Annotated in this window: 25 protein-coding genes; all 25 read right to left on the bottom strand. The window is 35.6% G+C overall.

Going from position 1 to position 25,505, the window contains the following annotated elements; all coding sequences use genetic code 11:
* Positions 1-38 precede the first annotated feature (38 nt).
* Complete coding sequence (gene rfbB / locus HGH47_RS03010; RefSeq protein ID WP_253675579.1) at positions 39-1,139, bottom strand: dTDP-glucose 4,6-dehydratase; 1,101 nt, start codon at positions 1,137-1,139, stop codon at positions 39-41.
* Positions 1,140-2,012, bottom strand: a complete 873-nt coding sequence (gene rfbD, locus HGH47_RS03005; RefSeq protein WP_253675580.1) for a dTDP-4-dehydrorhamnose reductase — start codon at positions 2,010-2,012, stop codon at positions 1,140-1,142.
* Positions 2,013-2,028: 16 nt separating this feature from the next.
* Positions 2,029-2,568, bottom strand: a complete 540-nt coding sequence (rfbC, locus tag HGH47_RS03000; RefSeq protein ID WP_432910277.1) for a dTDP-4-dehydrorhamnose 3,5-epimerase — start codon at positions 2,566-2,568, stop codon at positions 2,029-2,031.
* Between the two features lie 100 nt (positions 2,569-2,668).
* The gene (locus HGH47_RS02995; RefSeq protein ID WP_253675583.1) at positions 2,669-4,210 is read right to left on the bottom strand and encodes an ATP-binding protein; all 1,542 of its coding nucleotides are present in this window, start codon (positions 4,208-4,210) and stop codon (positions 2,669-2,671) included.
* Between the two features lie 81 nt (positions 4,211-4,291).
* The gene (gene rfbA / locus HGH47_RS02990; RefSeq protein WP_212565368.1) at positions 4,292-5,167 is read right to left on the bottom strand and encodes a glucose-1-phosphate thymidylyltransferase RfbA; all 876 of its coding nucleotides are present in this window, start codon (positions 5,165-5,167) and stop codon (positions 4,292-4,294) included.
* Between the two features lie 41 nt (positions 5,168-5,208).
* Complete coding sequence (locus tag HGH47_RS02985) at positions 5,209-6,027, bottom strand: glycosyltransferase (protein WP_212565369.1); 819 nt, start codon at positions 6,025-6,027, stop codon at positions 5,209-5,211.
* A gap of 63 nt (positions 6,028-6,090) precedes the next feature.
* Entirely contained in the window at positions 6,091-6,978 is an 888-nt protein-coding gene (locus tag HGH47_RS02980) for a glycosyltransferase family 2 protein (RefSeq protein WP_212565370.1), read from the bottom strand.
* Between the two features lie 17 nt (positions 6,979-6,995).
* Complete coding sequence (locus HGH47_RS02975) at positions 6,996-8,027, bottom strand: EpsG family protein (protein ID WP_212565371.1); 1,032 nt, start codon at positions 8,025-8,027, stop codon at positions 6,996-6,998.
* Positions 8,020-9,138, bottom strand: coding sequence for a glycosyltransferase (locus tag HGH47_RS02970; RefSeq protein ID WP_212565372.1), 1,119 nt, complete (start codon positions 9,136-9,138; stop codon positions 8,020-8,022). The genes HGH47_RS02975 and HGH47_RS02970 overlap by 8 nt, the downstream gene beginning before the upstream one ends.
* A 12-nt stretch (positions 9,139-9,150) precedes the next feature.
* Complete coding sequence (locus HGH47_RS02965) at positions 9,151-10,473, bottom strand: nucleotide sugar dehydrogenase (protein WP_212565373.1); 1,323 nt, start codon at positions 10,471-10,473, stop codon at positions 9,151-9,153.
* A 50-nt stretch (positions 10,474-10,523) separates the two neighbouring features.
* On the bottom strand, positions 10,524-11,165 hold the full coding sequence (locus tag HGH47_RS02960; RefSeq protein WP_432910271.1) for a nucleotidyl transferase AbiEii/AbiGii toxin family protein: 642 nt from the start codon (positions 11,163-11,165) through the stop codon (positions 10,524-10,526).
* Entirely contained in the window at positions 11,153-11,470 is a 318-nt protein-coding gene (locus HGH47_RS02955; RefSeq protein ID WP_212565375.1) for a hypothetical protein, read from the bottom strand. The genes HGH47_RS02960 and HGH47_RS02955 overlap by 13 nt, the downstream gene beginning before the upstream one ends.
* The gene (gene wecB / locus HGH47_RS02950) at positions 11,464-12,555 is read right to left on the bottom strand and encodes a non-hydrolyzing UDP-N-acetylglucosamine 2-epimerase (RefSeq protein ID WP_212565376.1); all 1,092 of its coding nucleotides are present in this window, start codon (positions 12,553-12,555) and stop codon (positions 11,464-11,466) included. The genes HGH47_RS02955 and wecB overlap by 7 nt, the downstream gene beginning before the upstream one ends.
* Positions 12,556-12,584: 29 nt before the next feature.
* Complete coding sequence (locus HGH47_RS02945; RefSeq protein ID WP_212565377.1) at positions 12,585-13,973, bottom strand: polysaccharide deacetylase family protein; 1,389 nt, start codon at positions 13,971-13,973, stop codon at positions 12,585-12,587.
* A 19-nt stretch (positions 13,974-13,992) separates the two neighbouring features.
* Positions 13,993-14,955 carry a GNAT family N-acetyltransferase gene (locus HGH47_RS02940; RefSeq protein ID WP_212565378.1) on the bottom strand — a complete coding sequence of 321 codons (963 nt, stop codon included), beginning with the start codon at positions 14,953-14,955 and terminating at the stop codon, positions 13,993-13,995.
* 24 nt (positions 14,956-14,979) lie between these two features.
* A complete protein-coding gene (locus tag HGH47_RS02935; RefSeq protein WP_212565379.1) occupies positions 14,980-16,398 on the bottom strand; it encodes a hypothetical protein in 1,419 nt (472 codons plus the stop codon).
* 69 nt (positions 16,399-16,467) lie between these two features.
* Entirely contained in the window at positions 16,468-17,529 is a 1,062-nt protein-coding gene (locus tag HGH47_RS02930; RefSeq protein WP_253675592.1) for a nucleotidyltransferase family protein, read from the bottom strand.
* Positions 17,530-17,531: 2 nt separating this feature from the next.
* Positions 17,532-18,242 (bottom strand): cytidylyltransferase domain-containing protein, encoded by a 711-nt coding sequence (locus tag HGH47_RS02925; RefSeq protein WP_432910264.1) that lies wholly within the window; start codon positions 18,240-18,242, stop codon positions 17,532-17,534.
* Positions 18,236-19,237: an N-acetylneuraminate synthase gene (gene neuB, locus HGH47_RS02920; RefSeq protein WP_432910261.1), complete on the bottom strand. Its 1,002-nt coding sequence runs from the start codon at positions 19,235-19,237 to the stop codon at positions 18,236-18,238. Before neuB ends, HGH47_RS02925 begins: the two co-directional genes overlap by 7 nt.
* Position 19,238: 1 nt before the next feature.
* Positions 19,239-20,261 (bottom strand): lipid II:glycine glycyltransferase FemX, encoded by a 1,023-nt coding sequence (locus HGH47_RS02915; RefSeq protein ID WP_432910258.1) that lies wholly within the window; start codon positions 20,259-20,261, stop codon positions 19,239-19,241.
* 90 nt (positions 20,262-20,351) lie between these two features.
* Positions 20,352-21,365: an ATP-grasp domain-containing protein gene (locus HGH47_RS02910; RefSeq protein WP_432910255.1), complete on the bottom strand. Its 1,014-nt coding sequence runs from the start codon at positions 21,363-21,365 to the stop codon at positions 20,352-20,354.
* A gap of 21 nt (positions 21,366-21,386) precedes the next feature.
* On the bottom strand, positions 21,387-22,589 hold the full coding sequence (locus HGH47_RS02905; RefSeq protein ID WP_432910252.1) for a hypothetical protein: 1,203 nt from the start codon (positions 22,587-22,589) through the stop codon (positions 21,387-21,389).
* Positions 22,590-22,592: 3 nt separating this feature from the next.
* Positions 22,593-23,720, bottom strand: coding sequence for a UDP-N-acetylglucosamine 2-epimerase (gene neuC, locus HGH47_RS02900; RefSeq protein WP_432910249.1), 1,128 nt, complete (start codon positions 23,718-23,720; stop codon positions 22,593-22,595).
* A gap of 2 nt (positions 23,721-23,722) precedes the next feature.
* Positions 23,723-24,400 (bottom strand): DUF4276 family protein, encoded by a 678-nt coding sequence (locus HGH47_RS02895; protein ID WP_432910246.1) that lies wholly within the window; start codon positions 24,398-24,400, stop codon positions 23,723-23,725.
* On the bottom strand, positions 24,397-25,503 hold the full coding sequence (locus HGH47_RS02890) for an AAA family ATPase (RefSeq protein ID WP_432910243.1): 1,107 nt from the start codon (positions 25,501-25,503) through the stop codon (positions 24,397-24,399). The genes HGH47_RS02895 and HGH47_RS02890 overlap by 4 nt, the downstream gene beginning before the upstream one ends.
* Positions 25,504-25,505: the final 2 nt, after the last annotated feature.

Raw genomic sequence — 25,505 nt, 5'->3', positions numbered from 1 at the left:
AAACTCCTTATCACTTTCTTGAATGTTGAGCCTTTACCTTACCGACCGCCATAGTTCTTTTCTATCCACTTACGGTATTCGCCGGAACGGACATTTTCAATCCAACCTTTATTTTGCAAATACCAGTCAACAGTATGAGCAAGTCCTGTTTCAAAATCAAACATACGCTTCCAGCCCAGCTCTGTTTTAAGCTTTGTACAATCGATAGCATAGCGCCGGTCATGCCCGAGCCGATCGGTTACATGGGTTATTAAAGCAATAACCTTTTCTTTATTCAGTCCTGCTTTTTTAGAAACAATATCAATCAATTTATGTAACAGCGTAATATTTGCCCATTCATTTTCGCCGCCGATATTGTAGGTCTCTCCTACCCGACCCTTTTGCATAATGAGCTGTACGGCACGGTTATGATCTTCAACATGAATCCAGTCGCGTATCTGCATACCGTCGCCATACACCGGCAGAGGTTTTCCTTCCAGCATATTCAAAATCATCAGCGGAATGAGTTTTTCCGGAAATTGGAACGGACCGTAATTATTGGAACAATTAGACATCGTAACCGGAAGACCGTAGGTATGAAAATACGCCTTTACCAAATGATCGCTTGATGCCTTACTTGCGGAATAGGGGGAGCGCGGATCATACGGGGTAGTTTCTTGAAAATATCCTTCCGATCCAAGAGAACCGTATACTTCATCCGTGCTGATATGGTGAAACAGCACATCCTCCCGCATAGAACCGTTTTTTGCTTGCCATGCTTTTTTTGCCGCTTCTAAAAGCGTAAAAGTTCCGAGTATATTTGTCTGCAAAAATACTTCAGGTCCTAAAATAGAGCGATCTACATGGCTTTCCGCAGCAAAATGCACAACTGTATCAATGTCATATTTTTCAAAAATACTCTTGACAAGTTCTTTATCACAAATATTACCGTGAATAAAAATATACCGTGTGGCAGCCGTATCGCCGCCGAATTCGAATTCTATGTCAGAAAGACTGGCGGCATTTCCTGCATAAGTAAGGGCATCAAGGTTTATAATACGTCCCGTAAATGTAGGGTCTTTTTTAAGTAAGGTACGGATAAAATTTGAACCGATAAAACCGGCACCGCCGGTGATAAGAATATTTTGAAAACTACGCATTTAGACTAACTCCTTAAGGTATGCCGTTAAGCTCTCATTCCATTGCGGAATTGAAAGAGAAAAGGCTGCTTTTATTTTTTCTTTGTTGAGTAAAGAAAAAGAGGGACGATGAGCTTTCTGCGGAAATTCATTACTTGCACAAGGGGCAACTACACAATCACTTTTAATAAGTCCAAATTCTTTCCCCTGTTTATAAATTTCACAAGCAAAATCGTACCACGTGATATTTCCTTCATTTGAATAATGATAGATACCATAACAGTGATTGTTCTGCTGAATGATTTGCAGTACAGCTTTTGCCAAATCCACGGCATAGGTTGGGGATCCTCTCTGATCATTGACCACTTTCAGGCTCTCTTTTTCATTCATCAAACGGAGCATGGTAGAAACAAAATTATTTCCGTTTTTTCCATAGAGCCACGCAGTACGGATGATATAATGTTCCGGCAAACGTTCAACAATATTCCGTTCACCTTGGAGCTTCGTGGAACCGTACACACTCTGAGGCTGCGGATGATCAGCTTCCGTATAAGGAACGGCAGAAGCACCGTCAAACACATAATCCGTAGAAAAGTGAATAAGCTGTGCCCCATATTGCTTTGCAATTTCACAAATATTGATAAGGGCATCCGCATTCAGCTTTTGGGCTGTTTCAGGGTCGTCTTCCGCATTATCTACTGCCGTATATGCAGCACAGTTAATAATCCACTGCAAAGCGCCGGTTACAAAGTTCCGTTGCGCAAAAGTTTCTACAGATGTTCTATCGGTAATATCAACTTCCTTATCCGAACCGATCCATTGTATACTATATTGGTTAAGCTGCGCAGCAACCTCGCTTGCGAGCATCCCCTTAGAACCTATAAGCCAAATCATAAAATCTCTCGCTTTATTATTTCATTCCAAAAGCAGGGTACTTTGTATCCTTTTCGGAGAATATATAGGGAACATCTAATTTCGGCCATTCGATACCGATTACAGGATCGTTCCACATAATGCCACCTTCATCTTCAGGGTGATAAAAGTCCGTACATTTATACGCAAAGACAGCTTCATCACTCAATACTAAAAAGCCGTGTGCAAATCCCGGTGAAATAAAAAACTGATTTTGCCGTTCTGCAGAAAGGAGAACCCCGTACCATTTTCCGTAAGTAGCAGACCCCTTACGAATATCAACTGCAACATCGAAAACCTCTCCGCTTAACACCCGTACCAATTTTCCCTGCGGATAGTTCTTTTGAAAATGTAACCCGCGCAGCACTCCTTTGGAAGACTTTGACTGATTATCCTGCACAAAATTATAAGCAATGCCAGCAGCAGCAAAATCGCGTTGCGACCAACTTTCAAAAAAATAACCGCGGTTATCAGAAAAAACTTTTGGCTGAATTTCGTAAAGTCCGGCAATAGGGCATTGTACAATGGTAAAAGGCATTAATAATTCTCCTGTTTAATTCTTCAATACATTTCCGCTCTATACGGCGAAATAGAGTATCCTTAATTACACCGAAGCGATCTCATTGCAGCTACCGAAGTTATAGCTTCGCATACTTAAATTCGCTTATATTTCTCTTTTCACTATCAAAATTAATACCTATGACATAAATATCTTTACCTTGATTTTGATATTTTTCATAGTATTTTTTCTCCATTATTTGTGCGATACCGTCTCCTGCACCCATCTTAAACTCAATAATATAGACATTATTTTCAATGGTGATGCTCATATCAATACGCCCTTGATTGGTGCAATCTTCGGCAACAAAGGGCATGTTCAAACTATAGAGATAGGTGTAAATCACACTCGCATAAAAACCTTCATACTGCGCAATATAGTTACTTGAATAATTATGATACGGAATATTCGCAAAAACACGCACAAGATGGTTTTTAAACGTTTCCATGTCCGCATTTTCCAGTGCAGAATATAGATTATCCTGCATCTTTGTTTTTTCAATAACTGAGGGCGTTACCACATTGAGGAGTTCTTCATTTAAAGATTTTTGTACTTCAAAATTCGGAATCCTCAACTGATAATAAAGTCCTTCCCTTACCGTAACAGCTGCCTTTATCGTAAGATACCCCGCTTGATACAATAATACCGGTAACTCAATATTATCGATGTCAAAAGATTGCAGGATTTCCTCTCCGACTTTTATATTCTGTAAATCAGGCGGAAAGAACTGCTTTTCTTGCATCAGGCGTATCAAAAAAGTCGGCGTTCCGGATTCGAACCAATAATTCCTATATGAATGTCCTGCCGTACAGAAGTTAAGAATATCAAACGGATTATATACATTGTCCTTTAAGAAATTATACCCGTCATACCAGCGCTTCACCTTTTCCATATCAGCGCCTTCCAGATACGGCTGAAAGCTTGTTTCGAGATCGGTTTGCGTATACCCGCAGATATTTCCGTATTGAGGATACAACGATATATCGACAAGGTTATTCAGTCCGGAAAAAATACTCACCTTTGCAAATTTACTCACCCCGGTCAGAAATGCAAATTTGACATATTCGTCGTTGTATTTGATATGTTCATACAAACCTTTCAGCGTATCGCGTGCATAATCCCTCATTGCAGGATCGGTAATATTGTCCAGTATCGGCTTATCGTATTCGTCTATTAAAATAACAACGCGCTTGTTGTACTTTTTATAGGTTTCTTTGATAAGTAAATCAAACTGAGAAGAAAGTGATAATTCTTTATCAAGCATTACACCAAGGGATTCGGCATTCCAAGTTAGTGCTGATTGTACTTCACTTTGGAAATTAACTTCCGATGTAAAATTACCGCCCCAATGAATCCTGATAACCGGATAGGCTTCAAAATTATATTTATCGTAAATATATAAGCCTTTAAAAAGCTCCTTCTTCCCTTCAAAAATTGCTTGCAAGGTGGTTAAAAAGAGACTTTTACCGAACCGCCGCGGGCGAGATAAAAAAACGTATTTATAATTATTGATTAACTGATATGCTTCTTGTGTTTTATCAATGTAGACGTAGTTACCGGTAATGATCTCAGAAAATGAGTGTATGCCTACCGGCAGTTTTTTTCCATGACAGTTATTCATTGTAATCTCACAAAATTAGATTTTCCAGCTTTCTTTTTTAAAAGAACTCTTCAATAGGACATTGTACAATGGTAAAAGGCATTAATAATTCTCCGCAATATACTGTAGGTATTGTCCGTACTCGGTTTTATACTTTTCAGCAAGTTTTAAAAGCTGCTCTTTGGTTATCCAGCTTTTTAAGTATGCAATTTCTTCAATGCAGGACACATACATACCCTGCCGTTTTTGAATAGTCGCAATAAAATTTGATGCCTCCAATAAACCGTCATAACTGCCGGTATCGAGCCATGCCATTCCGCGCCCTAGCTTTTCGACTTTTAATTTTCCGGCAGCAAGATAGGCATTATTAACAGAGGTGATTTCAATTTCACCGCGAGCGGACGGCTTCACATTCTTCGCAATCTGTACAACGTCGTTATCATAAAAATACAATCCAGGTACCGCATAGTGCGATTTAGGGTGCTGAGGTTTTTCTTCTATTGAAATTGCCTTGCCGTTTTGGTCAAACTCCACGACACCATACGCAGTAGGATCTTTTACATAATAACCGAAAATAACAGCACCATTATTCTGCTCTATTGAATGCACTCCTTCAGCTAAGGTTGCAGAAAAACCCCGACCGTAAAAGATGTTATCTCCGAGCACTAAAGCACATGGATCATCACCGATAAATTTTTCACCGACAATAAAAGCATCTGCCAAACCGCGCGGCTTATCTTGGACTGCATATTCAAAACGCATACCAAGCCACTCGCCGGTTCCAAACAGTTCCTTAAAGAGAGCAATATCCCGTGGCGTAGAAATGATGAGGACATCACGAATTCCGGCAAGCATCAACACCGATAACGGATAATAAATCATCGGTTTATCATAAAGCGGCAATATTTGCTTGGAAACAGCCCGCGTAAGCGGATATAAACGAGTGCCGGAACCGCCGGCAAGGATTATGGATTTCATATATTACTCCTAAACAGTATTAATAATTAACGCATATAGAATTATTGTGCTATCTCTTTTAAAATTTTATCATTCATTATTTTTCGTTCTTTATCAAAGAACCATCCATATTTATTAAAATACTTTATTGCCGAAATAATATGTAATTTCAACATTTTTTTTGAACGATACGAACTTCGAGCATGATCATGAATAATAGTGAGATAGGGATAAAAAATAGTTTTTCCAAGTCGGTGCAAACGACGAATAAGGTCGAAATCTTCAAGATACATAAAAAATTGTTCATCAAAAAAAATATTGCCTTGTTTTATAGTATCCAAGCGCAAAAACATAAAACATCCAGATAAGCAAGGAGGATTTATAATCTTATCGTATCCTGAATTTTTCAACACATATCTATCATTAATATTATTCAAAAATTCCCAAGCTGGTAAAAAGCGCCTAATAAATAAATCTATGGGAGTTGGTAAAAGCTTACACAAATATTGCAATTCGCCGTTAGGATATATTACTTTCGGCAATATATAAGCAGTATCACCATGCTGATTCATAAATCTTTTTAAGTCATCTAGGATTCGAGAATCAAATCGAATATCAGGATTTAAAACCACATGGTATTGAGAATTTTCATCTATTGCCTTATGCAGTGCGATATTATGTCCTGCGCCATACCCTACATTTTTATTATTAAAAATATATCGTATGTGAGTCAAATCCATATTTAACTTATTTAGGTCAAATTCTTGCTCAGAATTATCAATCAGATACAATATCCGCTCAGCACTTGGCGCATAGGAATTAATTGCATTACGTAATTGAGAAATATCGGTATTATATAAAACAATTGAAGCTGTTATCATTTATTAATTTCCCTTATGGTATAATACATTTGCAGCATATACAAAACTACGATACATAGTATATTACGAAGTATGGTAGCCTAATCTACCTAAAACACCATCATAGAGTCCCCTCATACAATATTTGAATGTAGTAAATTTTTTAGCCGAGCAAACGGCAAATAACCATGGATAAGCACATCCTTTACAAAATAATATAAACTTATCAACCTCTGATAAAAATCTAGTATGTAAAGACAAATATATCGTATTACGTGTAATATAATAACATCGAATATTAGTATGGATGTTTATTTTCTTATGACCAATCACACGAACTCGGTCACCAAGAGTATGTTGTAAAACTAAGTTTTTGCAGCCAATAATTTTATAATCATAAAAATTTAATTTCCAACACCATTCAAAATCCACAGAATCGATAAATAAGTCTTCATTCATACAACCAATAGTTCTTAGATATGCCACACGAATTACTAATCCTGACGCAATCGCTTGAAAAACAACACTATAAAGAGCATCTGGATAACATTGTTTAATCCATATTCTTCTTTTATAATAAAACCGTCTATGCTGATTAGATATAACATCATATATAGAAGGTGCAAAAGCAGCGATATTATCCAATAAAACTGAAGACAAGGCTTCATAAAAAGTTTTTATGTAATTCTTAGCAAATATACTATCTTGATCACTTAAAACAATATAATCAAAATTCTTTTTAATAAAATATCTAAAACCAACATTGGTAGCATATGCAATTCCCATATTTTTATACAAAGAAGCAATGGTACAATTTCTTAGACGAGAAAATTTTGTATTTATATCATCAAAATTTTCTGATCCATTATCAACTAATAAGACTTCATCAACTTGCTCAGCAATAGAAAAAAAAGTTTGTTCTAACAAATTAATATCTGGATTATATGTTACAATGATAACGCCAATAGTCATAACGAATATCAACTCCACTATATAGAAAAATTAAGGGGATTCATTAACGTGAAAAAATAATACACAAAACCTAAAGTAAAAGTAAAGAACATCCCTAAAACCATCATGTGTTTTTCTTTAATAGCATATACTGAGTTCGGTAATAAAACAATTAAAACGGTAGATAAATACCCAGAAATTCTTACAGCAAAAACCGGTAAAAAATTAAAAAGGTAGAAGCTGCATATACCATAAAATGATATTCTTACAAGAAATCTATCATAATCAGAAGCGAGGTATTTATTAACATACAATAAAAAATAATACAAAAGAAACATTACAATATGAGCAAAAGAATAAATATTAGCTCCCGTATTATTACTATTAGCTAATAGAGTAAGATAAATATTGATTTTACTAGATAAAAAAGAAGGCAAAACAGGAACAATCATTCGAAAAAGCATAAAAAGCGACCATCCAACCTCAACGAGAAAAAGTAATATAACTGGAAACAGAAAATAAAAAACACGCTTAATTTTTAACCTTTCTACCAATGGAAGAAGCAATAAAAAAAACGCGGAATAATGAAATAGTATCGCAGGAACAATTGTAAGTACATACATGAAATATTTTTTTTTAAAAAGATAGGGAAGTGACAATAAAAAAAAACCGATAGAAACGGCTACTCGAATTTGGGTCGCTTCATGGAGCAGTACAAAAGCAGTTATATATATATAGAAAGAAAGATACGGATAAAGGGCTTGTTTACAAATAACACAAATTTTTAATGTAAAAGCTAACAACGAATACATCAAAAGGAGGCCTCGAAAGCCTGTTCCGAAAAAGATTGATAATTTGGCTATCAACAAAAAACCTATATCAGTGGTAAAAGCTACTTCTCCGGCATTTATAACACCACCAGAAATAGCATCAAATAAACTCAAATACGATAATGAATCTCTATCAGCTCCGATCGGTCTCAAAGCAACTATAATAGCAAAAAAATATCCAATGAAGAACAAGAAAATAACTTGACCTCTTAAACAAAATTCAAACCTATTTTTAATCATAAAGTTTATCCAAGATCGGCCGCATTGTAATATGCATATCACAATTATTTTCTGCAAAAGCTCTAATATTATATATCTGTTTCTGCCGAGGTTCTCTCCATTTAAGCATATCATAAAAACTTAAAATAGCTTCAATATCAATAGGACTATCATCATCAGGAACATAGTGCACATATACATAGTCATTAGTTAATATGTCGATTTTAGCTGATGCCACCATAGGTAAACCACGAGCCATATATTCCCTCGATTTTAGCTCGCTAGAAAGTATGATACCTTTACGATGGCACCCCAGTGAGCATACAGCCATATCAGCTTGATTAAATACAGCAGACAAATCATCGCCTGCTAAAATTCCATGAAATATAACATATCGTTCTAACTTATATGTACTCACCATGTCTCGATATTGTTGCAATGCATCGCCATCGCCAACAAAATCAATAAATATTTTTTTTTCAGGATTGTTTTTATAGTGTGCATATAATCCATCTATCAACCTATCATACCCATGCCATGAAGAAAATTGGGCTACACAAATTAAATGTATATCATCATGGTATGCTTTAGCGGTAACAAGAGGGATAGCACTACAATCTATTCCATTCACTATTTTGATCGTTGGAACGCCAAAAATCTCATCGTGATGAGAATATGTAGCTATATAATTAATGTACTTATATAAACATTTTCTAAATAAACGATCAGTAAATAGTACAATGGAACCTTTTATTCCTGTATGCTCTTCATCATAAGGATATGTGGGAATTTCATAAATAATCCTACAATTCTGATTTACTTTTTTGATAGCAGCAAGCAAATAAAGTAAATTCCTATCGGTAGGGCTAAATCGACGAACATAAATAAAATTAATTCCAGAAAAATCAATATTAGAAATTTTTTTTATATACACTCGTTTAGTAAAAAAGAAAGAAAGCAACCGCCTAAAATACGATGCATCTGTAAAGTTATAATTTACCAACTTTGTATCCAACCCATTTGTATTCAATACTTTAAGCTGAGATAGAATCTTTTTAGCAATTCCGGTTGCATGTACATTTATATCATCGAAATTATAATTTTGTTTACAGAGATATAAACCTCTTTTCATAAAAACCTCATCTTACAGTTTAAACACCTTTCCATCTTCAATGTGGACAGTTTTTACCGCATTGCGTAAATCGACTACCAAACTTGATTTCTCTACAATGTGTTCAATATCAAAACAAGAATGGTTAGTCGTAAATACTACACAATCGGCTTTTTCTAAAAGCACATCGGTTAAATCAGTACCAATCCATTTTTTTCCGTTATCATCAATACATTCAGGAATATACGGATCATGATACAGGACATTTGCCCTCTTTTTAGCACATTCTTCCATGACGAGCAAGGCAGGACTTTCCCTCGGATCATCAATATCCGGCTTATAGGCAACACCCAAGAACAATATTGTAGAGCCATTCATAGACTTTTGTTTGCGGTTAAGGGCATACATAATCTTATTCATCATCTTATGCGGCATCTGATTGTTGATATTGCCGGCAGTATTTATCATCGTTAAATCGAAGTTAAAACCTTTTGCGATATGCTCAAGATAGAACGGATCAAGCGGGATACAGTGTCCTCCGATACCTGGACCGGGATAAAAAGCCTGAAAACCGTAAGGTTTCGATTTTGCAGCGTCTATTACTTCCCAAATATTAATATCCATTTTCCCCGCTAAAAGAGCCAGTTCATTGATAAGTGAAATATTGATCAATCGATAGGTATTTTCAAGTATTTTTACCATTTCTGCGACACGGGGACTTGAGACAGGATAAAGATGCTGAATTGCTTTACTGTAGAGCGCAACCGCAATTTTCTGAGCCTCTTCACCTAACGCACCAACAACCTTAGGCGTATTATCAGTCTTATAATCTTTATTACCCGGATCAACTCGTTCCGGACTAAAGCACAGCCAAAAATCTTTACCTTCTTTTAGGCCTGATGCTTTTTCGATAATGGGCTTCATAAAGTCTTCCGTTGTCGTAGGATAGGTGGTACTTTCAAGCGAAATAAAAGTACCTGTTTTCATATTTTTTCCAATATCTATGCAAGACTGTTCGATAAACTTCATATCCGGCTTTTTGAAGTGATCAAGCGGTGTCGGAACACAGATAATAACCGTATCGCATTCTTTAATACGGGAGAAATCGTTTGTTGCGGAAAGTTTTTTTGTTTTCGTTACTACACGGATTAAGTCTTCATCTTTTATATCACCGATATAGTTCTTTCCCGCATTCACTGCTTCTGCTTTTTTCACACTCTTTTCAAAGCCCAAAACCAGCACATTTTTTTTTGCAAAAGACACGGCAAGAGGTAAGCCGACATAGCCTAAGCCGATAATACCGACAACTTCGGTATTACTTTCAATTTTTTTTATGATTGTTTCAAAATTTGACATGTTGAACTCCTTAGTCTGCAATTATGTTTAATAGACTGTTGAAAGTAAATTTATACATTCCGAATTATTTCATCCAGAATTTTTTTATACGTTTCATCAAAATCATTTAAGAAATTTTTATCGAGCAATTTAATATTTTTTAACAAGTTTCTTGGAAAAGTCTTTAAGCGGATAATTAAATCATCGTCGCTAAAATAAGCTTTTTCATGAGCCGCCGTCAGTATTTCCTTCCATGAAAACGTATGCATCTTAGATATTAAAAAAATATCAAATATATCTTTAGGGTTATCGCGCCCTATTACAGCACATAGTTTATTACTAAGAATATTATCAAGATTGTCAATGATAAAATACTCATTCACTATAATAACATCTTTAAAATGTGGAAGCGTTTCATTGACAAAATCAAGCTGTAAAATCGTATTGATTTTTAACCTAATAAAATCTTTTGAATCTACTTCTGTAATAACCGAAAATTTTTTTTTAAGCTGACATAAAATGTTTTTTATCGCAAAATGGAACCGATTTGAACTTTGTGCAAAAAAGTCTAAATCATCAGAATATCTTTTTTCAAAATAAAACCTGCTTAAACATGTTCCACCGGTTAAATAAAACTCTTTTTCGGTTTTAAAAACGATTTTCAGAACTTTATCTTGAAGTCTGTACAGCTCTTTATAACTTACACCGTCCAACTTAACTCCTCAATTGTTAAAGGCAAATCAAGAAAATACGTCCCTGCTAAATTTAACCGTCGCTTTGCAATATTTTTATTAAAGGTAGGTAGCTTATAACCCTTTATCAGTTTTTCCAGATCTTCTTTATAGAATATGTTCAAACTTGCAAAAAGCTTTGTGCTGTTTAACAAAAGTTTATCAAATAAAAAAGCTTTTGCTTTAAAATCATTACCGTAAATTATATTAGACAATTCATCAACATTAAAATTCATATCCCAAAAACAGTCTTTTATTATTTGCTCTATTATTTTTTCATCTAACATAACTGTATCGCATAACTCCCTAAAACTTCGATAATCTTTTCTGCCGTATGCCCATCACCATAAAGCTGAGGATACTCTGTAGGGGTATGCATATTCCGAATGGCAGATACGATTTTTTCAGTGTCAGCACCGGTGAGCGTATTCCAACCGGAAGAGACCAGTTCAACCCATTCAGTAGTGTCGCGCATGGTGATACACGGTTTTTGAAAGAAGAAAGCTTCCTTTTGAACACCGCCTGAGTCTGTAAGCACAGCAGTACAAGCTTCTTCATATTTCAGCATTTCCAAATAACCGACCGGATCAATCAGTGTAACGTGTTTTTCAAAATGTAACCCATGCTCTGCCAGTATTTTCTTTGTACGAGGATGCACAGGGAAAACAAATTTTCTATCCGAAAGGGTGTTGATAGCATTTACAATATTTGTTAAGCGCACCGGATCATCGGTGTTTTCCGCCCTATGAATAGTCAGCAAGATAAAATTACTTGGTGTTTGTAATGAACTACTTTTCTGACGGTAATAAAGGGAAGCATCATACATAATATCACCCGTTTTACACACAACCTTATTATCTGCAGATGGTATACCGCTCGTAGAAATAATTCCTTCTTTCTTGAGATTGTCTACAGCCGTATCAGTCGGACAAAAAAGCCATGTTGAAAGGTGATCGGTAAGACGACGGTTTTGTTCCTCCGGCATTGCCATCATATAGGAACGCAGGCCGGCTTCCACATGAGCAACCGGAATGTGCAGCTTACTGGCAGCTAAAGCCCCTGCCAATGTAGAATTAGTATCGTCGTACACAAGCACTGCATCCGGCTTTAGCACTAACAGCAATTCTTCGATCTTTTCAAGCATAAGGCCGGTCATTTTCCCATGAGAACCGGAACCTATATGTAAGTTGTAATCAGGTCGCGGAATATCCATTTCGGTAAAGAATATGTCACTCATATTTTGATCATAATGCTGACCGGTATGAACGATTGTTTCCGTTACACCAAGCTGCGGATTGTTTCTAATATAGCGACTTAACACCGCTGCTTTAACAAATTGCGGACGTGCGCCAATAACTGTAAGAATGTGCATAAAATACATTACCTTATATAATTCAAAAATCAACAATCTAAAACTTCTATATAAAATTGTTTCTGAGCTTCTGTTAAGAACTCTGTATTGTGGAACAGTAAAACAAAATTGCCGTTATAATATTTACATTTTACTTTTAAATTTTTAAATACTTGTAAAGCATCATCGGTTAGCCCTAAATTCATATATCGCTCTGCAATTATAGAACACTCCATTGCAATAAGCGGGCGTTCTTTCAATTTTAATTTTCTTCGTGTTATACAATCATACACTGAATACTCATAACACGTACCGCATCGAAAGCCGGGCATATCTGCAAAGCTCAATGTAGAATCATACTTCATCCCTGCATTTTCCCAAATAACGAAAGTTTCGGGATTCTGCCATTGGAGATAATGCTGCCGACCGCCTTTTATTTCTTGACCAATTCCAAGCACTTCAAGTGTATCTCGCAGCAATTGTACATCGTCTGTGAACGCTTTACTATTTAAATACGTCCCATAAAAACCATGAATACCTATTTCATGACCGCGTTTATCAATAGTCTGCAATAAGGCTTGCATATGAGGTAATGTAACGGGATATTGTATTGTCATTTCAGGACTGCTTGAAGGTAAAAAGTAAAATGCGCTTTTTAAGTCACGCTTTTCGCTTTCAGACATAATAAAATCAAATGTGTAATAGGGATCATCTTCTACTTTGCCATTATTAACTTTATTCCATCGAGATAATGTATCAAAAGCTAACAGTACAGATTTACGTTTTAAAACATCTCCTCCCATATGCTTAATAAAACGCGGCACAGATACATTGAGGTATCTAAACGGAACATCAACATCATGCGTAGGAGATATTCTAAATTGCATTTTTTTCCGTTCCAGCTGCGGAAATAAATAGTGAAGCAACGCAAATAACAGTTCCACATATTCATTTACAATAGGACGAAATAAAAAACTTTCTTTATATGCGACTGAAGATTTTGCAGAAAAACGATTATGATTATCCCGTTCTTTTACCACAATTTCTTCGTAACGCGAAATCATAAAAAAGATACTGCCTAAAATATCAATATCACAGTCAATAGTATTTTCGTCAACCGCTATTTTCGGCACACCATACAATACGGGAAGCTCAGCCTCGCAAATATGAATTTCATTATGTAAAGTCGTTTTCAATTCAGTCAAATTATAGTTCTTTAACGGCAAACACGGCATTGCTTCTTCATTAAGCCAGTTATTTGAAGCTCTAACAAAAAAGTCCGCACTAAGCCGCAATGTATTATCACCGGAAGATATAAGAACAGTATTTTGCGCCATAGGTGTAATTTCATAATCGATGCCAAGCCATTCGGTAAAAACAATGGAGCAGGTATATTCAATTTCGGAAATACAAAAGTTAGGAATTTTTATTTTCAGCATAGTATTTATTTCCAAATAATTAAACTGACGTAAAAATATCTTTTATATTTTTCATACATTTATATAATCGGGAACCGCAACGATATATTTGAAAATATGGTACTTGTGCAGCTCCAAATGATCGGAAATATTTTTCAATACTTTCAACCATACTTCCTTCAAAATCGAATACTTTACCGGACTGTAAGGCAAATAAAATAGAGTGGTGCTGCACCATATCCATCCCTCCCATATCCTTTGCAGTAGGGTCTATTCCTCCCATCAAATAATAAACCGTAGTATCATCATAAACCAAAAAATTTGCAGCAACAATAGTCCCATCAGGCAGCTTTGCGGCAAACATTTTCACCGCGCTATGCATTATGCATGCATTATAAATACGGACAACAATATCTTTTGAATAAGGAATCTGCATATTTTTCCGATTAAATGTTTTTGTATTTAAAAGAAAAAAATCATCTACAGAATGTAACTCATCAACAGTAATACCAAGATTAACAGCTTTTCTTCTTCTTCTTCTTATATCAGTTTCATATTCATTCTCTAATTGGTCTTCCGTAATATTCTTAATCCGATACGTGTAGCGTGTTGTCTGTTTAAACCCGCACCAATAAAACGGCAGCCAATTGGTAATTTGTGGAGAAAGGCTTTGTTGAAAAAAATCATAGTTAGGTAATTGCTTAATTAAATCCGAATATACTTCTTTTTCCCAAGAAAGACGCTTATAATATTTTTGGTTTACAGGATACTTTATATACGGCCCCAATGTTTGAGTCAGCAATGGCATTTGTATTCTATTAAACCATAGTTTTTTATCAATGCAATAAGGCAAAGCGCCGACTATACTGCCACCTTTTTCTACTAACACTACATTCCAATTATCTTCACCACACACGGCATCAAGCCACCAATCTTTATTAAAAATTGGGACACCTTTTTCTTGTTCACAAAACGTATGATACCTGTCTTTATTTGTCATCATGCTTCCTAATAGTATTAGGCATTTCTAAACACCTGAGGTTTTTAGAGATACCCTATTCTTTTCATCAATAATAGTAAGAGCTTTTTTTAATCTTTCTTCATAATTATCCGCAAAGAACCATGATCCTTCCCGGCGAATGATATTTCTGTCGAGTTGAATAGCTTGATCCACTTTTTCTACAAAGTCTTTCGGTTCAGAAACATATAATACCGATACAATACCTTTAAAAAATTCCCCATACACAAACTTTGCCAAACCGCCTATATCCATCAAGATTACAGGAGTACCGAAAGCTAAACTTTCTATTGCGCATGTTGATAGCACAGCGGATGTTATATGTGAATTTTGCATACATTGATAGACATTAAGTTCCGTTTCAATCACAATACTATCATTCTTATAACTACGGTGATAACCTTTAACAAACCGAGGAATAAAAACAAAAAACAATCGACTATCTAACTTAGTCACTTGCTCAACAAATGTAAGAATATCCCTATCGATGTCATACTGACTTGCAACAGTAATAATAATTTTGTCTTTTAAAAACCCATATTTTTTTTCAAATAGATGCTTATTGATCTCTACCTCTTGCCGCATTAAATCAATATAATAGCTGCCTACGGTAAATATTGAATTTTTATGATATATATGTTCGCTAACGTCTAATTTAAATCGGTCACCAAAAACCAATAAATAATCAGGATAGGGATTCGGATCAAAACTTTTAAACGAAGTATACGCGGTATGATGACTATTGATTACCCCGTGCTGCATCTCAATTACCGGAATATGTTTCAACTTAGCAACATAAAACGCAGGCATTCGCATAATATCATAATAACAATTCACATAAATCTTAGAAGGTTTTATCAACTCAAAATATATGTAATAAAAATTGATTCCACCAATGATTAACCGGACAATTTTTTCATAATTAAACTGAATACCTAAATCATGGATAATATTTTTAACTATCTCTTCTCCTTGAAAGGCTTTCTGTTTAAAGTGAAGCAATTTCGAAAATAATACAATAAAACCGGCAATAAGATCAGATTGTACGTAATATTTAATAGGCATATTATACGACAAACGTTTTACAATAACCGGTATCTGCCTTGTTTCGATAGCAAAAACACATTGCATAATCCTATCAATATATTCATCATTATGCTTCTTAATTTCTAGATCATCAGTAAAAATAATTACACTTTGTTTCTTTAACATTTGAGTTAAAGAAGTCTCTTTCAATGCTGTAAATAATCGCCATAATTTATTTTTCTTCTGAGCTTCATTCGCTTCAGGTTTTTCATCTGAATAATAGTATAAAGTAAAAATACTATTTCGCAAAAATGGCCATAATTTGATACCTGCATATTCAATATCTTCAACAGAATATGTTGTTTCTATATACTTTATCTTTTCTATAACATCAGTTTTCATTTTTACACCATAAAGTAAATTTATTGTATAATGCCAAGTAAAAAAGTTTTCAAGTTAAGACCTTTAACCTCACCCCTTCAAATGCTCTGCAATTTCCTGTACTTTTTGAAAATCAGCAGGTTTACCGATATCTATCCAATAGCCGGAAATCGGAAAACGAATGACTTTGTATTGCTTTGCTATAAGATCATTCAAAAAATCCGTTGCATCATAGAAAGTATTATGGGGGATTAAATCAAGCAACGACCTCTTAAAAAGATATATCCCTGCATTTGCATAGTAATAATAACTCGGTTTTTCTTTGATTCCAATAATATCTCTTTTATTTTCAATATCAAGTATGCCATACGGTATATTCACGTTGTATGGCATAGCTGCAACACTCATATCTGCGCCATTCTTTAAAAAATGCAAATAAAATTCTTCTAAATTTATATTGGTAAAAAGATCCGAATTCATTAAAAGAATAACATCATTATGCCAATCATGTATATATTGCACACCGCCAATAGTTCCTAAAAATTTTTCACCTTCGCGAATACATTTAATCTGTATACCATCTTTTTCAGTTGAGAAATGTTCCTCTATTTGCTCGGCTAAGTAATTTACCGTAACATTTATATTATCAATACCGCAGTGCATAAGATTATCAATATTATAATCGATAATCGCCTTACCGCCGACTTTTAAGAGCGGTTTAGGTATATTAAGCGTTAAAGGCCGAAGACGCTCTCCCTTTCCTCCCGCCATCAACACCGCATCAATGGGCAAATAGGATTTTCCATTTGAAAAATCAAGAATTTTCTTAACGGTTTTATCTTTATGAAGATAAGGGACAAGTTTAATGCCTTTTTGCCTAATAAAGGAAATTAAATCGGAAGAATAATTATCATCATCAATATAGGTAAAATCTTTCCGCATAACGGTTGCTATGGGATCCGCTAAAGAAGCACCTTTGATTAGAGCTCGTCTACAATCACCATCAGTCAATGAACCCACCACCCGCTTCGATTCATCGATAACAAACAATGTAAGCATCCCATTATCAGAGACAGCATCAAGTTGCTTTAAAGCATCGAGAATACTCGTACTATCTAGTACAAGATACTTTGTAAAATCATGTGTATTCATTACTACTTTAAGCCTTTTACCAACTTTTTCTCCAAAATTGCTTCAGCAAGCTGCCAGTCAAATGGAGTATCAATATCTATCGAGTTTATATCTTCCATAATGCTCTTCTTTATCCTGGAAAAATGAGCCAAACCTTTTTCCTTCAAAGATATTGGATTGATGACATAAACAGCACCATTATACTCATAATACGATTTAACATCTTGACGCCGGACATCATCTTTATTTAGAGTCATCGTTAAAAAGCCATCTGAATCTTCTTCACATATAACGGCAGCGGAAGAAGATAGTTTTACCGACACCACCATATCTATATCATCAGTATATAATTTTACAGCTGTCTGCACATTTTCTACCAAACGCAATGGAGATGTAGGCTGCAACAACACTATTGCCGTATACTTGTTTCCGATAGACTCATAATACTTCAGTGCATGAAGCAAAACATCATTCGTACTTGCCGTATCACTTGCCAATTCCTTTGGTCGCACAAAAGGAACTTGCAAACCGTAATCGGAAACAACTTTGATAATTTCTTTATCATCCGTCGATACACAGATATTCTCATCACTTGTTAGCGCACGTGCTATGTCTATCGAATAATAAATCAGCGGCTTCCCGTGCAATGTCTTGATATTTTTATGAGGTATCCCTTTACTACCGCCCCGGGCTGGAATAATGTACAAAAAGTCATTATCTATTCTTGCTACCATGTTATCCCTTCACCAATCCCAAAATCTTTTCCAGCTTTCAATCCGATTATAGAGTCCCACAATGAGGCTGACAGCCCGCTATCACTCCGCTTAACAGAGACATTGTTTGCCGTAAAGATTTCTCCTTTTGCAATATTTTGTGCTGCAACAATTTTTTTTAGCACCACTTGAGAAATCTCTATTTCCTTTTTTGACGGCAGTTTTATACCATTTCCCAGCGCCGCTTCAATATGCCGAATTTTTTGCACCATGGCAGTAAAATCATCCGGTGTAGTGCTTGCCGCATGATCAGGTCCTTCCATCGTTACATCAAGCGTAAAATGTTTTTCGACCACTACTGCACCAAGCGCAACAGCAGCTATAGCGACTTCATCGCCAATAGTATGATCGGAATACCCAACCGGACAGTGAAAAGCGTCGGCAAGTGTTTGCATAGCTTTTAGATTGACTGTATCGATAGGACACGGATAACTGGTTGTGCAATGTAAAAGAGTAATATCGTCAGTTCCCGCCTGCTGCAAAATTCGATAGGCAACATCAACCTCTGCTAAAGAACTCATCCCCGTGCTTAAAATTACCGGTAGCCTTTTTGAGCCTACATATCGCAAAAATGGAATATTGGTAATTTCACCGGAACCAATCTTCAACAGAGGAACCCCCAGCTCAACAAGAAAATCAAGACTTTCTTGTTCATCAGCGGTAGACAAAAACAGAATGCCAATCGAATCGCAATAGGTCTTTATCTTACGAAAATCATCATACGAAAGTTCAAGCGACTTCAACATTTCGTATTGAGAGATTACCTTTCCGGTATTTTTTACTTGATATTCTGCCTGGGCAACATCTTTTGTAATAATAGCATCCGTTTTCCAAGTTTGAAACTTGACGGCGTCTGCTCCCGTTTTTTTTGCAGCATCACACAATTTTAAAGCAAGCTCACAGCTACCATTATGGTTTACCCCTGCTTCTGCAATAATAAAAGTTTTGTATTTCATATTAATACCTATATTTCAACAATCTATTTTTATACAAAGAGGCTTTATCAGGATTCTTTTGCTCCCATTCTTGGCATACTGTACTGTAAACATCTTCATTAAAGATCATTTTCCCGATATAAAACTCTGCCGTAGTATGGCTAAAGGATTTTTTAAATTTAAATAGGGAATTTTCGGGATCATTATTTAAACCGCCCCCGAGATGAAATATTTTAACACCCTGTTTTTTCAGTTCAAGTGCAGCTTGCCATAGCAAGAGATTATTAACCCCATGATAAGAGCTTTTTACACTCCCCGCAAGGTGATAATGTCCATAATCTCTGCTGTACATGAATAATGCAGCCGCAAGAATTTCTCCATCTTTCTTAACACAGCCTAAAAATGATCTTTTTCTCAGCCTTTCAGCAAACGATTGATAATATGCCTCATCAAAAAAATAAAAATCATCGGCTGACAGCCGGGACATTGTATCGCCATATATTCGTATAAAATCCTTCAAAGAGACAAAATCGTAATCTGCGCAAAAAACCAACCCTTCCGACAACGCCTTTCTAACCATATTTCGATTTTTTGCAGAAAGCTGAATCGAAAAAATACTATCCTCATCTGGTAGTAAATCAATAACTACCGTTTGACGATCAAGCCTCACCTCACAACAGTTACAGCATATCGCATTATTATGCAGCAATGGATGAAACCGAATAAAACCTGCAATATACCGCTGTTCTACAAGAAACTGTTTCATACTTTGCAGGGCGGATTCAATCCAACGAATATCATCAGTATTTACAAGAGGCCCCCCATAACCATACGGAGTTTCAAAATCAAAAAAAGTCTCGAATTGGTGTCGGATAATGGGCAGCAGCAGTATATTATCATTCTCCTGCACTACAACACACAGAGCTTTCGAAATATTATCTTGATATAACTTAACATATTCTTCAAAAAAGTAAACATCTCTTTTATTGTCAGGAATAAGATCAAGATACTTATTCCAAGTATCTATTACCTGTATATCCATCATGCAGGAACCGCATAACCATTTTCTTTTTCTATAAAAATGGATTCCCGCACTGCGCTGTCAAATACCGTAATGATACTTGACAGGGAAATTTTAATTAGGTAATAATACCCCCCCCCCGTTCATTGTCGCAAGCATTTCTTGTTTTAAGACAACGACATCATCGTACATCATCATAACGCTTCCTTCATCATAATTACCGAATACAGGAATATTCTTTTCGCCATTCATATTCTTAAACATAAAATCAAAAAAATCTAAACCAATGCCATAAGGATGTAAGTAAGCTCCGCCGAAACGAGGGTTAATCTCAGAAATATAATACACACCATTTTTATAAAAAAAATCAACGTCGATCGTACCATAGAATTTAAAGACTTTGACTAGCTGTTTAATTGTGTCAAATAATTGTTCATCTTTAAATGAAACAGTCTTACTAGCGCCTCCAATTCTTGTCTCTAATTTACGTTTTGCAAACGCAGAAACTGCTTCATGTGTATAATAATCGACATATACATCCACATCCATATCTGCAGCATCCATAAATTCTTGTATTATATAATCGTACTGATGCTCATCAAAAAGGCTTTGAAGCTCTTGCATTGTTGCAACCTTTCTGGCACCAACGCTACCACTTCCGGAAACAGGCTTTATAAATACAGGAAAATCTATTTCTTTGTTTGCATATGCAATCATGAATGAATCTAAAGTCCGAAATGTCTTAACAGTAGCAATACCTTTTTGTGTTAGATATTCAAAAAAAAGGAACTTATCAAAACAAATATCAGCTGTCATCTCATCCGGTGTGAAAACAAAAACATTCTCTTTTTCAAACAATGCCCGATTCGCTGCTAAGAGACTTATCTCAGGATCGATTAGCGTAGTAATTGCGTTAATTTTTTCCTTTTTACATATAGAAAGCAAACAGTCAAGATATGAAGCATCTTCTATTGGCGGTGTTAAATACCCCTTATCAGCACAATATAATGCGGGAGAATACTCCGTTTGGGAAGTTGCAATAATTTTTCCACGTCCTTTAAACGAATGCTGTGCATTGTGAAGTAACCGCCCGCGCCTTCCAACATTACAAAATAATAGATTTACCATAATACATCAAACTCCTTGTATTTAAGTGTCTAAAATAAGTTTTTGATATGTCCATCGAGGTCTTATTAAAATATATTTTTCTTTATAGACATAAACATTTGGGAAATAGCGTATAAATACAGGACTTAATGCCATAGTATACGCTCCGACAAATTTAAACAGTATTTTATTATCAGTGGTCAATTTGTAAGTATCGTGCATTTCAAAAAGCCTATCATATTCCAAACATGAACAGCCAACAATAATCTGTCTCTTTACTTTTTTAATTTGCTCATCATGAAGATGGGCGGTATATATCTCATAGAAATATGAATCTTTATGAAAAAATGGATCAATATCATTTCGACTACCATCAATAGTGACTACATAATGCTGTTTTATTTTTTTCACATCAATAATAGAACTTAGAAAATCGAAACACGATGCAGCAATAGCATTACCAGGCTCAACGATAATAGTTAATTTTTGCAGGTCAAAATACTCTTGAAGAACATTTTTTATGCCAGCAAAATAGTCATTATAGGTAGGAGCATTCGGTTTATCCCCATAAAATCCTCCACCAATATCAATATATTCCAAATCTAACCCATAGTTTTTTGCTATAGCTATAGCAAAACGACACAACTTTAAATACCCATCAACGCTTCTTGTTTTAGTCGTTCTATGTAAATGTAATCCCGACAGCGTTATATTGTTAGATTTTAAATATGCAAGTGCCGATTCAAATTCACCATTTTCTATATCAAACCCAAAACGGCTACCATCTTGGGGATAATCAGTTACACCGGGCAATAGAGCTTCCATATCGATATTAACACGTAAACCAATTTTTGCAAGTATAGTATTTTGTTGTGAAAATTCAACCAACCATAATAACTCACGGTTCGTATCGATATTGATAATATTCCTTTTAGAAAGTGCATGGAAAAATGTTTCTTTTGATTTCAGCGGTCCATTGTAGACAATATCTCCATTTGAAAAACCTAATGCTTCAGCAAGCATGTATTCATCTTCTGATACAACCTCTGCATAACACCCACTATTTTTTAAATATGTCAACAACCATGGTAATGAATTTGTTTTCACCGAATATGAGAAAATTGAATGAGAAAAATAGGTTTGCAAGGCAGTCTGTAACTGTAAGGTATTATTACGCAACCGTTCTTCATCGATTATAAAACAAGGTGTTTCTAGCTCATGTACTGTATTCACAATTTTCTTCATAATTTATCCCTGCTTGTAAATAATTGAATGTAAAACTTCTATAATCTTTTCAGCAGTACGCCCTTCACCCCAATAGTTTTTATCGTTGTAGGCATTTTTATCTGCAGCGAGCGCTGTAGTAACAGCAGCTTGTATCTCATTAACTCCAATAGATACCTGTATAATATTAGCGCACTGATGCCGCCCCTTTTGCCTATTCCCAACATTTACGGTTGGAATAGACAAAAAAGGGGTTTCAACAATGCCGCTGCTCGAATTTCCAATAACGAACGCTGCCTGTTTCATGAAGCTTAGATAGCGAAGCTGTCCTAACGAAGAAACGACACAAAATACCTTAGGACATTGCATTGCGACAGTTTCAAGATATTCGTTAATTTCCTTGCCGCCATAATCCATATTCGCCTTGGTAATAACAATTTGAACATTCGGAATGCTCTGCAATGCTTGAATAATATTCTTTACCGCTTCCAAATTATAATCAATACCTTGCATCGTTTCGGGATGATACGTCATCAATACCCACCGTTTACCGGAGTCGAGATGCAGCGTTTCGGCTAATTCCGTGCGAGTCAACAAAGTTCCTGTTGTATAGAAATCCAGCGTAGGTTCGCCGACTGTAAAGACATTTTTATCACTCCCCCGCATTCTGATGATATTTTTTGCAGAATCGTCCGTACCGGGAAAGTGATACTCGGCAAGCATTGTTACTGCATTTCGTATAGCATCATCCAAAGCCCCCTCGGTAACATCCCCGCCTGAAAGATGTGCGATTGGAATTTTCATCATAAATGCTGCAGAACAGATCGGCAAAAGCTCGTACCGGTCACCCAATACAAAAACAATATCCGGCATCAGTTTATGAAAGGTATCAGCAAAGCCTTCCGCATAACGGCTCATTGTATGCGCAATAGTCAGTTCAGAAGTATTATCCACCGCAACATCTACAAGTGCTGCGATTGGATAGCCATCTTCTTGTATGCGTTCAATCGTATATCCCTGATCTTTTAACAAATGAGCGCCTGTTACAACAAGCTGCAACTGAAAATGATGATCATGATGCACTGCATCTATTAAACTGCGTAGATAACCATATTCTGCCCGCGTTGCTGTTACAATACAAATCTTGATCATATTTATAACTGCTCCAATTTATAAATCCAATCGGAAAAATGCTTACATTCTTTTTGTAATTTTGCTATTCCGATTTTCTCGAGTATGGAAATTCCTCCGCCAATTTTATCGTAATCCGGAATACACGCAAGAATTCTCTTTGACGGTGCTGTAGATTCTCCATCGTTAATCAACTCCGGATTTTTAACTTCTTTTAAAGCTTCTTTAAGAGGACTGATATCATAATCAGATTCAAAATATTTTTGGGTGATCTTATCCAAATCAGCAAAAATCAAACTTTCAAACTCATGCAATTGTATATACGGAAGATATACATACGGAGATACTTTTTCAAAAGCTTGTATTTCTTTCTCCAGCAATAATATCTGCCTATAAGGATCACTAATGGTTCCTATTTTATCCATACCAGGTGTATCCTGCGGAAGTTTATAAAAATCAAACATAGTCGTAACAAATATGTGACCATTTTTTACATTGGCAAGAGCCTTAGTTATTGTTGAACGAGCTTTTTCAAAATTGCTCATCCCGCCCTTGTACATTTTACCATGCTTTTTATCAAGTTTGGTTAATACAGTCCAAGGAATAAGTATTTTATCTCGTAAAGCAAAATATGGCACCAGTATGCGCTTTACAAAAGTAGCTTCAGCCTGCCCTTCGCAAATAACAGAGATATACTTCACGGCTGCCCGCCTAAAACATTTTTTTCCCACAATTCAGACAAAGTAAAATCTTCCAACCATAGCTTTAATTGTTCTTGCTCCAACCGATGAAAGAGACTGCATTTGCGTATGCTATCATACTCGGCAACAATAATTTCAGATGAATCAAAGCTATCAAGAAGCCGTGCAGACTGCGTTGCAACAATAACTTGAGCATTTTTTGCTGCGGTTTTTATCATTGAAGCCAATAAATCAATTGCTTGCGGATGCAAGCCTAACTCAGGTTCATCGACAATAATAACATTCGGCAGTAATTCCGGCGGCTGCAAAAAAAGCGTTGTAAGCGCAATAAAGCGGATAGAACCATCAGATAACTGTTCAGCCCCGAAATCATACTCATTATTATCAGCACTAAACCATCGTAGTTTTATATAGTCAGGATTTAATACCTGTGGTTCCAGTGAAAAATCACAGAACTGCGGCATAACAAACTTTATTCTTTCAACAATCCTGTCATAATATTTTTTGTATTCTGATGATTTGTTTTTTAACATATAGAGATATGCAGCAATATTTCCGCCATCACTCATAAGGCAACGGTTATTCTCAATTTCTGACGTATTCCTGATATGAGAAGTCATAGACGTATCATGAAATTGAAATGTTCTACAATTTGATAAAATATATTTGATAATTCTTTCACTGCTATATTTTAGGTTATTAGTAGCTAAATAACTTTCTCTTTGTCCTCCCGCGAGTTCATAACGCCGCTCTCTCCATTCTATTGATTCATCCAAAAAAATTAAAGAATCCTGTATGGTTTTTGCAAGCACTATATCATATACATCGGTATCTTTATCGTTAACAAACGTAAGACGCGATTCAATCGACGATGTATATTTCGAACCAAAATGGAGAAGGTATTCCGCACCACCATATCGAGCAACATAGTTCTGAAAAGCTCCGGTCATCATGTAATTAAGCATTTTGAAAAAAGAAAGTAAATTTGTTTTTCCGGAACCATTCGAACCGATAACAATATTTACATCGGTCAAGTCCATATCTAAGGCATATTCTTTTGATGAACTAATTGATTTAAAACCGGCAAGTTCTATCTTTTTCAAAA

The sequence above is a fragment of the Treponema sp. OMZ 805 genome (assembly GCF_050937395.1).
Taxonomy (GTDB): Bacteria; Spirochaetota; Spirochaetia; order Treponematales; family Treponemataceae; genus Treponema.
Note: the sequence above shows the minus strand (reverse complement) of the source record. Positions and strands in the feature narration are given on the sequence as shown.

What these genes read in the sequence shown, in the direction of transcription:
- HGH47_RS02955 (WP_212565375.1), bottom strand. Translation starts at nt 11,470, where the DNA reads ATGTTAGATGAAAAAATAATAGAGCAAATAATAAAAGACTGTTTTTGG.
- HGH47_RS02995 (WP_253675583.1), bottom strand. Translation starts at nt 4,210, where the DNA reads ATGAATAACTGTCATGGAAAAAAACTGCCGGTAGGCATACACTCATTT.
- HGH47_RS02980 (WP_212565370.1), bottom strand. Translation starts at nt 6,978, where the DNA reads ATGACTATTGGCGTTATCATTGTAACATATAATCCAGATATTAATTTG.
- HGH47_RS02910 (WP_432910255.1), bottom strand. Translation starts at nt 21,365, where the DNA reads ATGGTAAATCTATTATTTTGTAATGTTGGAAGGCGCGGGCGGTTACTT.
- HGH47_RS02940 (WP_212565378.1), bottom strand. Translation starts at nt 14,955, where the DNA reads ATGATGACAAATAAAGACAGGTATCATACGTTTTGTGAACAAGAAAAA.
- HGH47_RS02925 (WP_432910264.1), bottom strand. Translation starts at nt 18,242, where the DNA reads ATGGTAGCAAGAATAGATAATGACTTTTTGTACATTATTCCAGCCCGG.
- rfbA (WP_212565368.1), bottom strand. Translation starts at nt 5,167, where the DNA reads ATGAAATCCATAATCCTTGCCGGCGGTTCCGGCACTCGTTTATATCCG.
- HGH47_RS02915 (WP_432910258.1), bottom strand. Translation starts at nt 20,261, where the DNA reads ATGATGGATATACAGGTAATAGATACTTGGAATAAGTATCTTGATCTT.
- rfbD (WP_253675580.1), bottom strand. Translation starts at nt 2,012, where the DNA reads ATGATTTGGCTTATAGGTTCTAAGGGGATGCTCGCAAGCGAGGTTGCT.
- HGH47_RS02945 (WP_212565377.1), bottom strand. Translation starts at nt 13,973, where the DNA reads ATGCTGAAAATAAAAATTCCTAACTTTTGTATTTCCGAAATTGAATAT.
- HGH47_RS02985 (WP_212565369.1), bottom strand. Translation starts at nt 6,027, where the DNA reads ATGATAACAGCTTCAATTGTTTTATATAATACCGATATTTCTCAATTA.
- HGH47_RS02930 (WP_253675592.1), bottom strand. Translation starts at nt 17,529, where the DNA reads ATGAATACACATGATTTTACAAAGTATCTTGTACTAGATAGTACGAGT.
- HGH47_RS02965 (WP_212565373.1), bottom strand. Translation starts at nt 10,473, where the DNA reads ATGTCAAATTTTGAAACAATCATAAAAAAAATTGAAAGTAATACCGAA.
- rfbB (WP_253675579.1), bottom strand. Translation starts at nt 1,139, where the DNA reads ATGCGTAGTTTTCAAAATATTCTTATCACCGGCGGTGCCGGTTTTATC.
- HGH47_RS02905 (WP_432910252.1), bottom strand. Translation starts at nt 22,589, where the DNA reads ATGAAGAAAATTGTGAATACAGTACATGAGCTAGAAACACCTTGTTTT.
- rfbC (WP_432910277.1), bottom strand. Translation starts at nt 2,568, where the DNA reads ATGCCTTTTACCATTGTACAATGCCCTATTGCCGGACTTTACGAAATT.
- neuC (WP_432910249.1), bottom strand. Translation starts at nt 23,720, where the DNA reads ATGATCAAGATTTGTATTGTAACAGCAACGCGGGCAGAATATGGTTAT.
- HGH47_RS02975 (WP_212565371.1), bottom strand. Translation starts at nt 8,027, where the DNA reads ATGATTAAAAATAGGTTTGAATTTTGTTTAAGAGGTCAAGTTATTTTC.
- neuB (WP_432910261.1), bottom strand. Translation starts at nt 19,237, where the DNA reads ATGAAATACAAAACTTTTATTATTGCAGAAGCAGGGGTAAACCATAAT.
- HGH47_RS02970 (WP_212565372.1), bottom strand. Translation starts at nt 9,138, where the DNA reads ATGAAAAGAGGTTTATATCTCTGTAAACAAAATTATAATTTCGATGAT.
- wecB (WP_212565376.1), bottom strand. Translation starts at nt 12,555, where the DNA reads ATGCACATTCTTACAGTTATTGGCGCACGTCCGCAATTTGTTAAAGCA.
- HGH47_RS02935 (WP_212565379.1), bottom strand. Translation starts at nt 16,398, where the DNA reads ATGAAAACTGATGTTATAGAAAAGATAAAGTATATAGAAACAACATAT.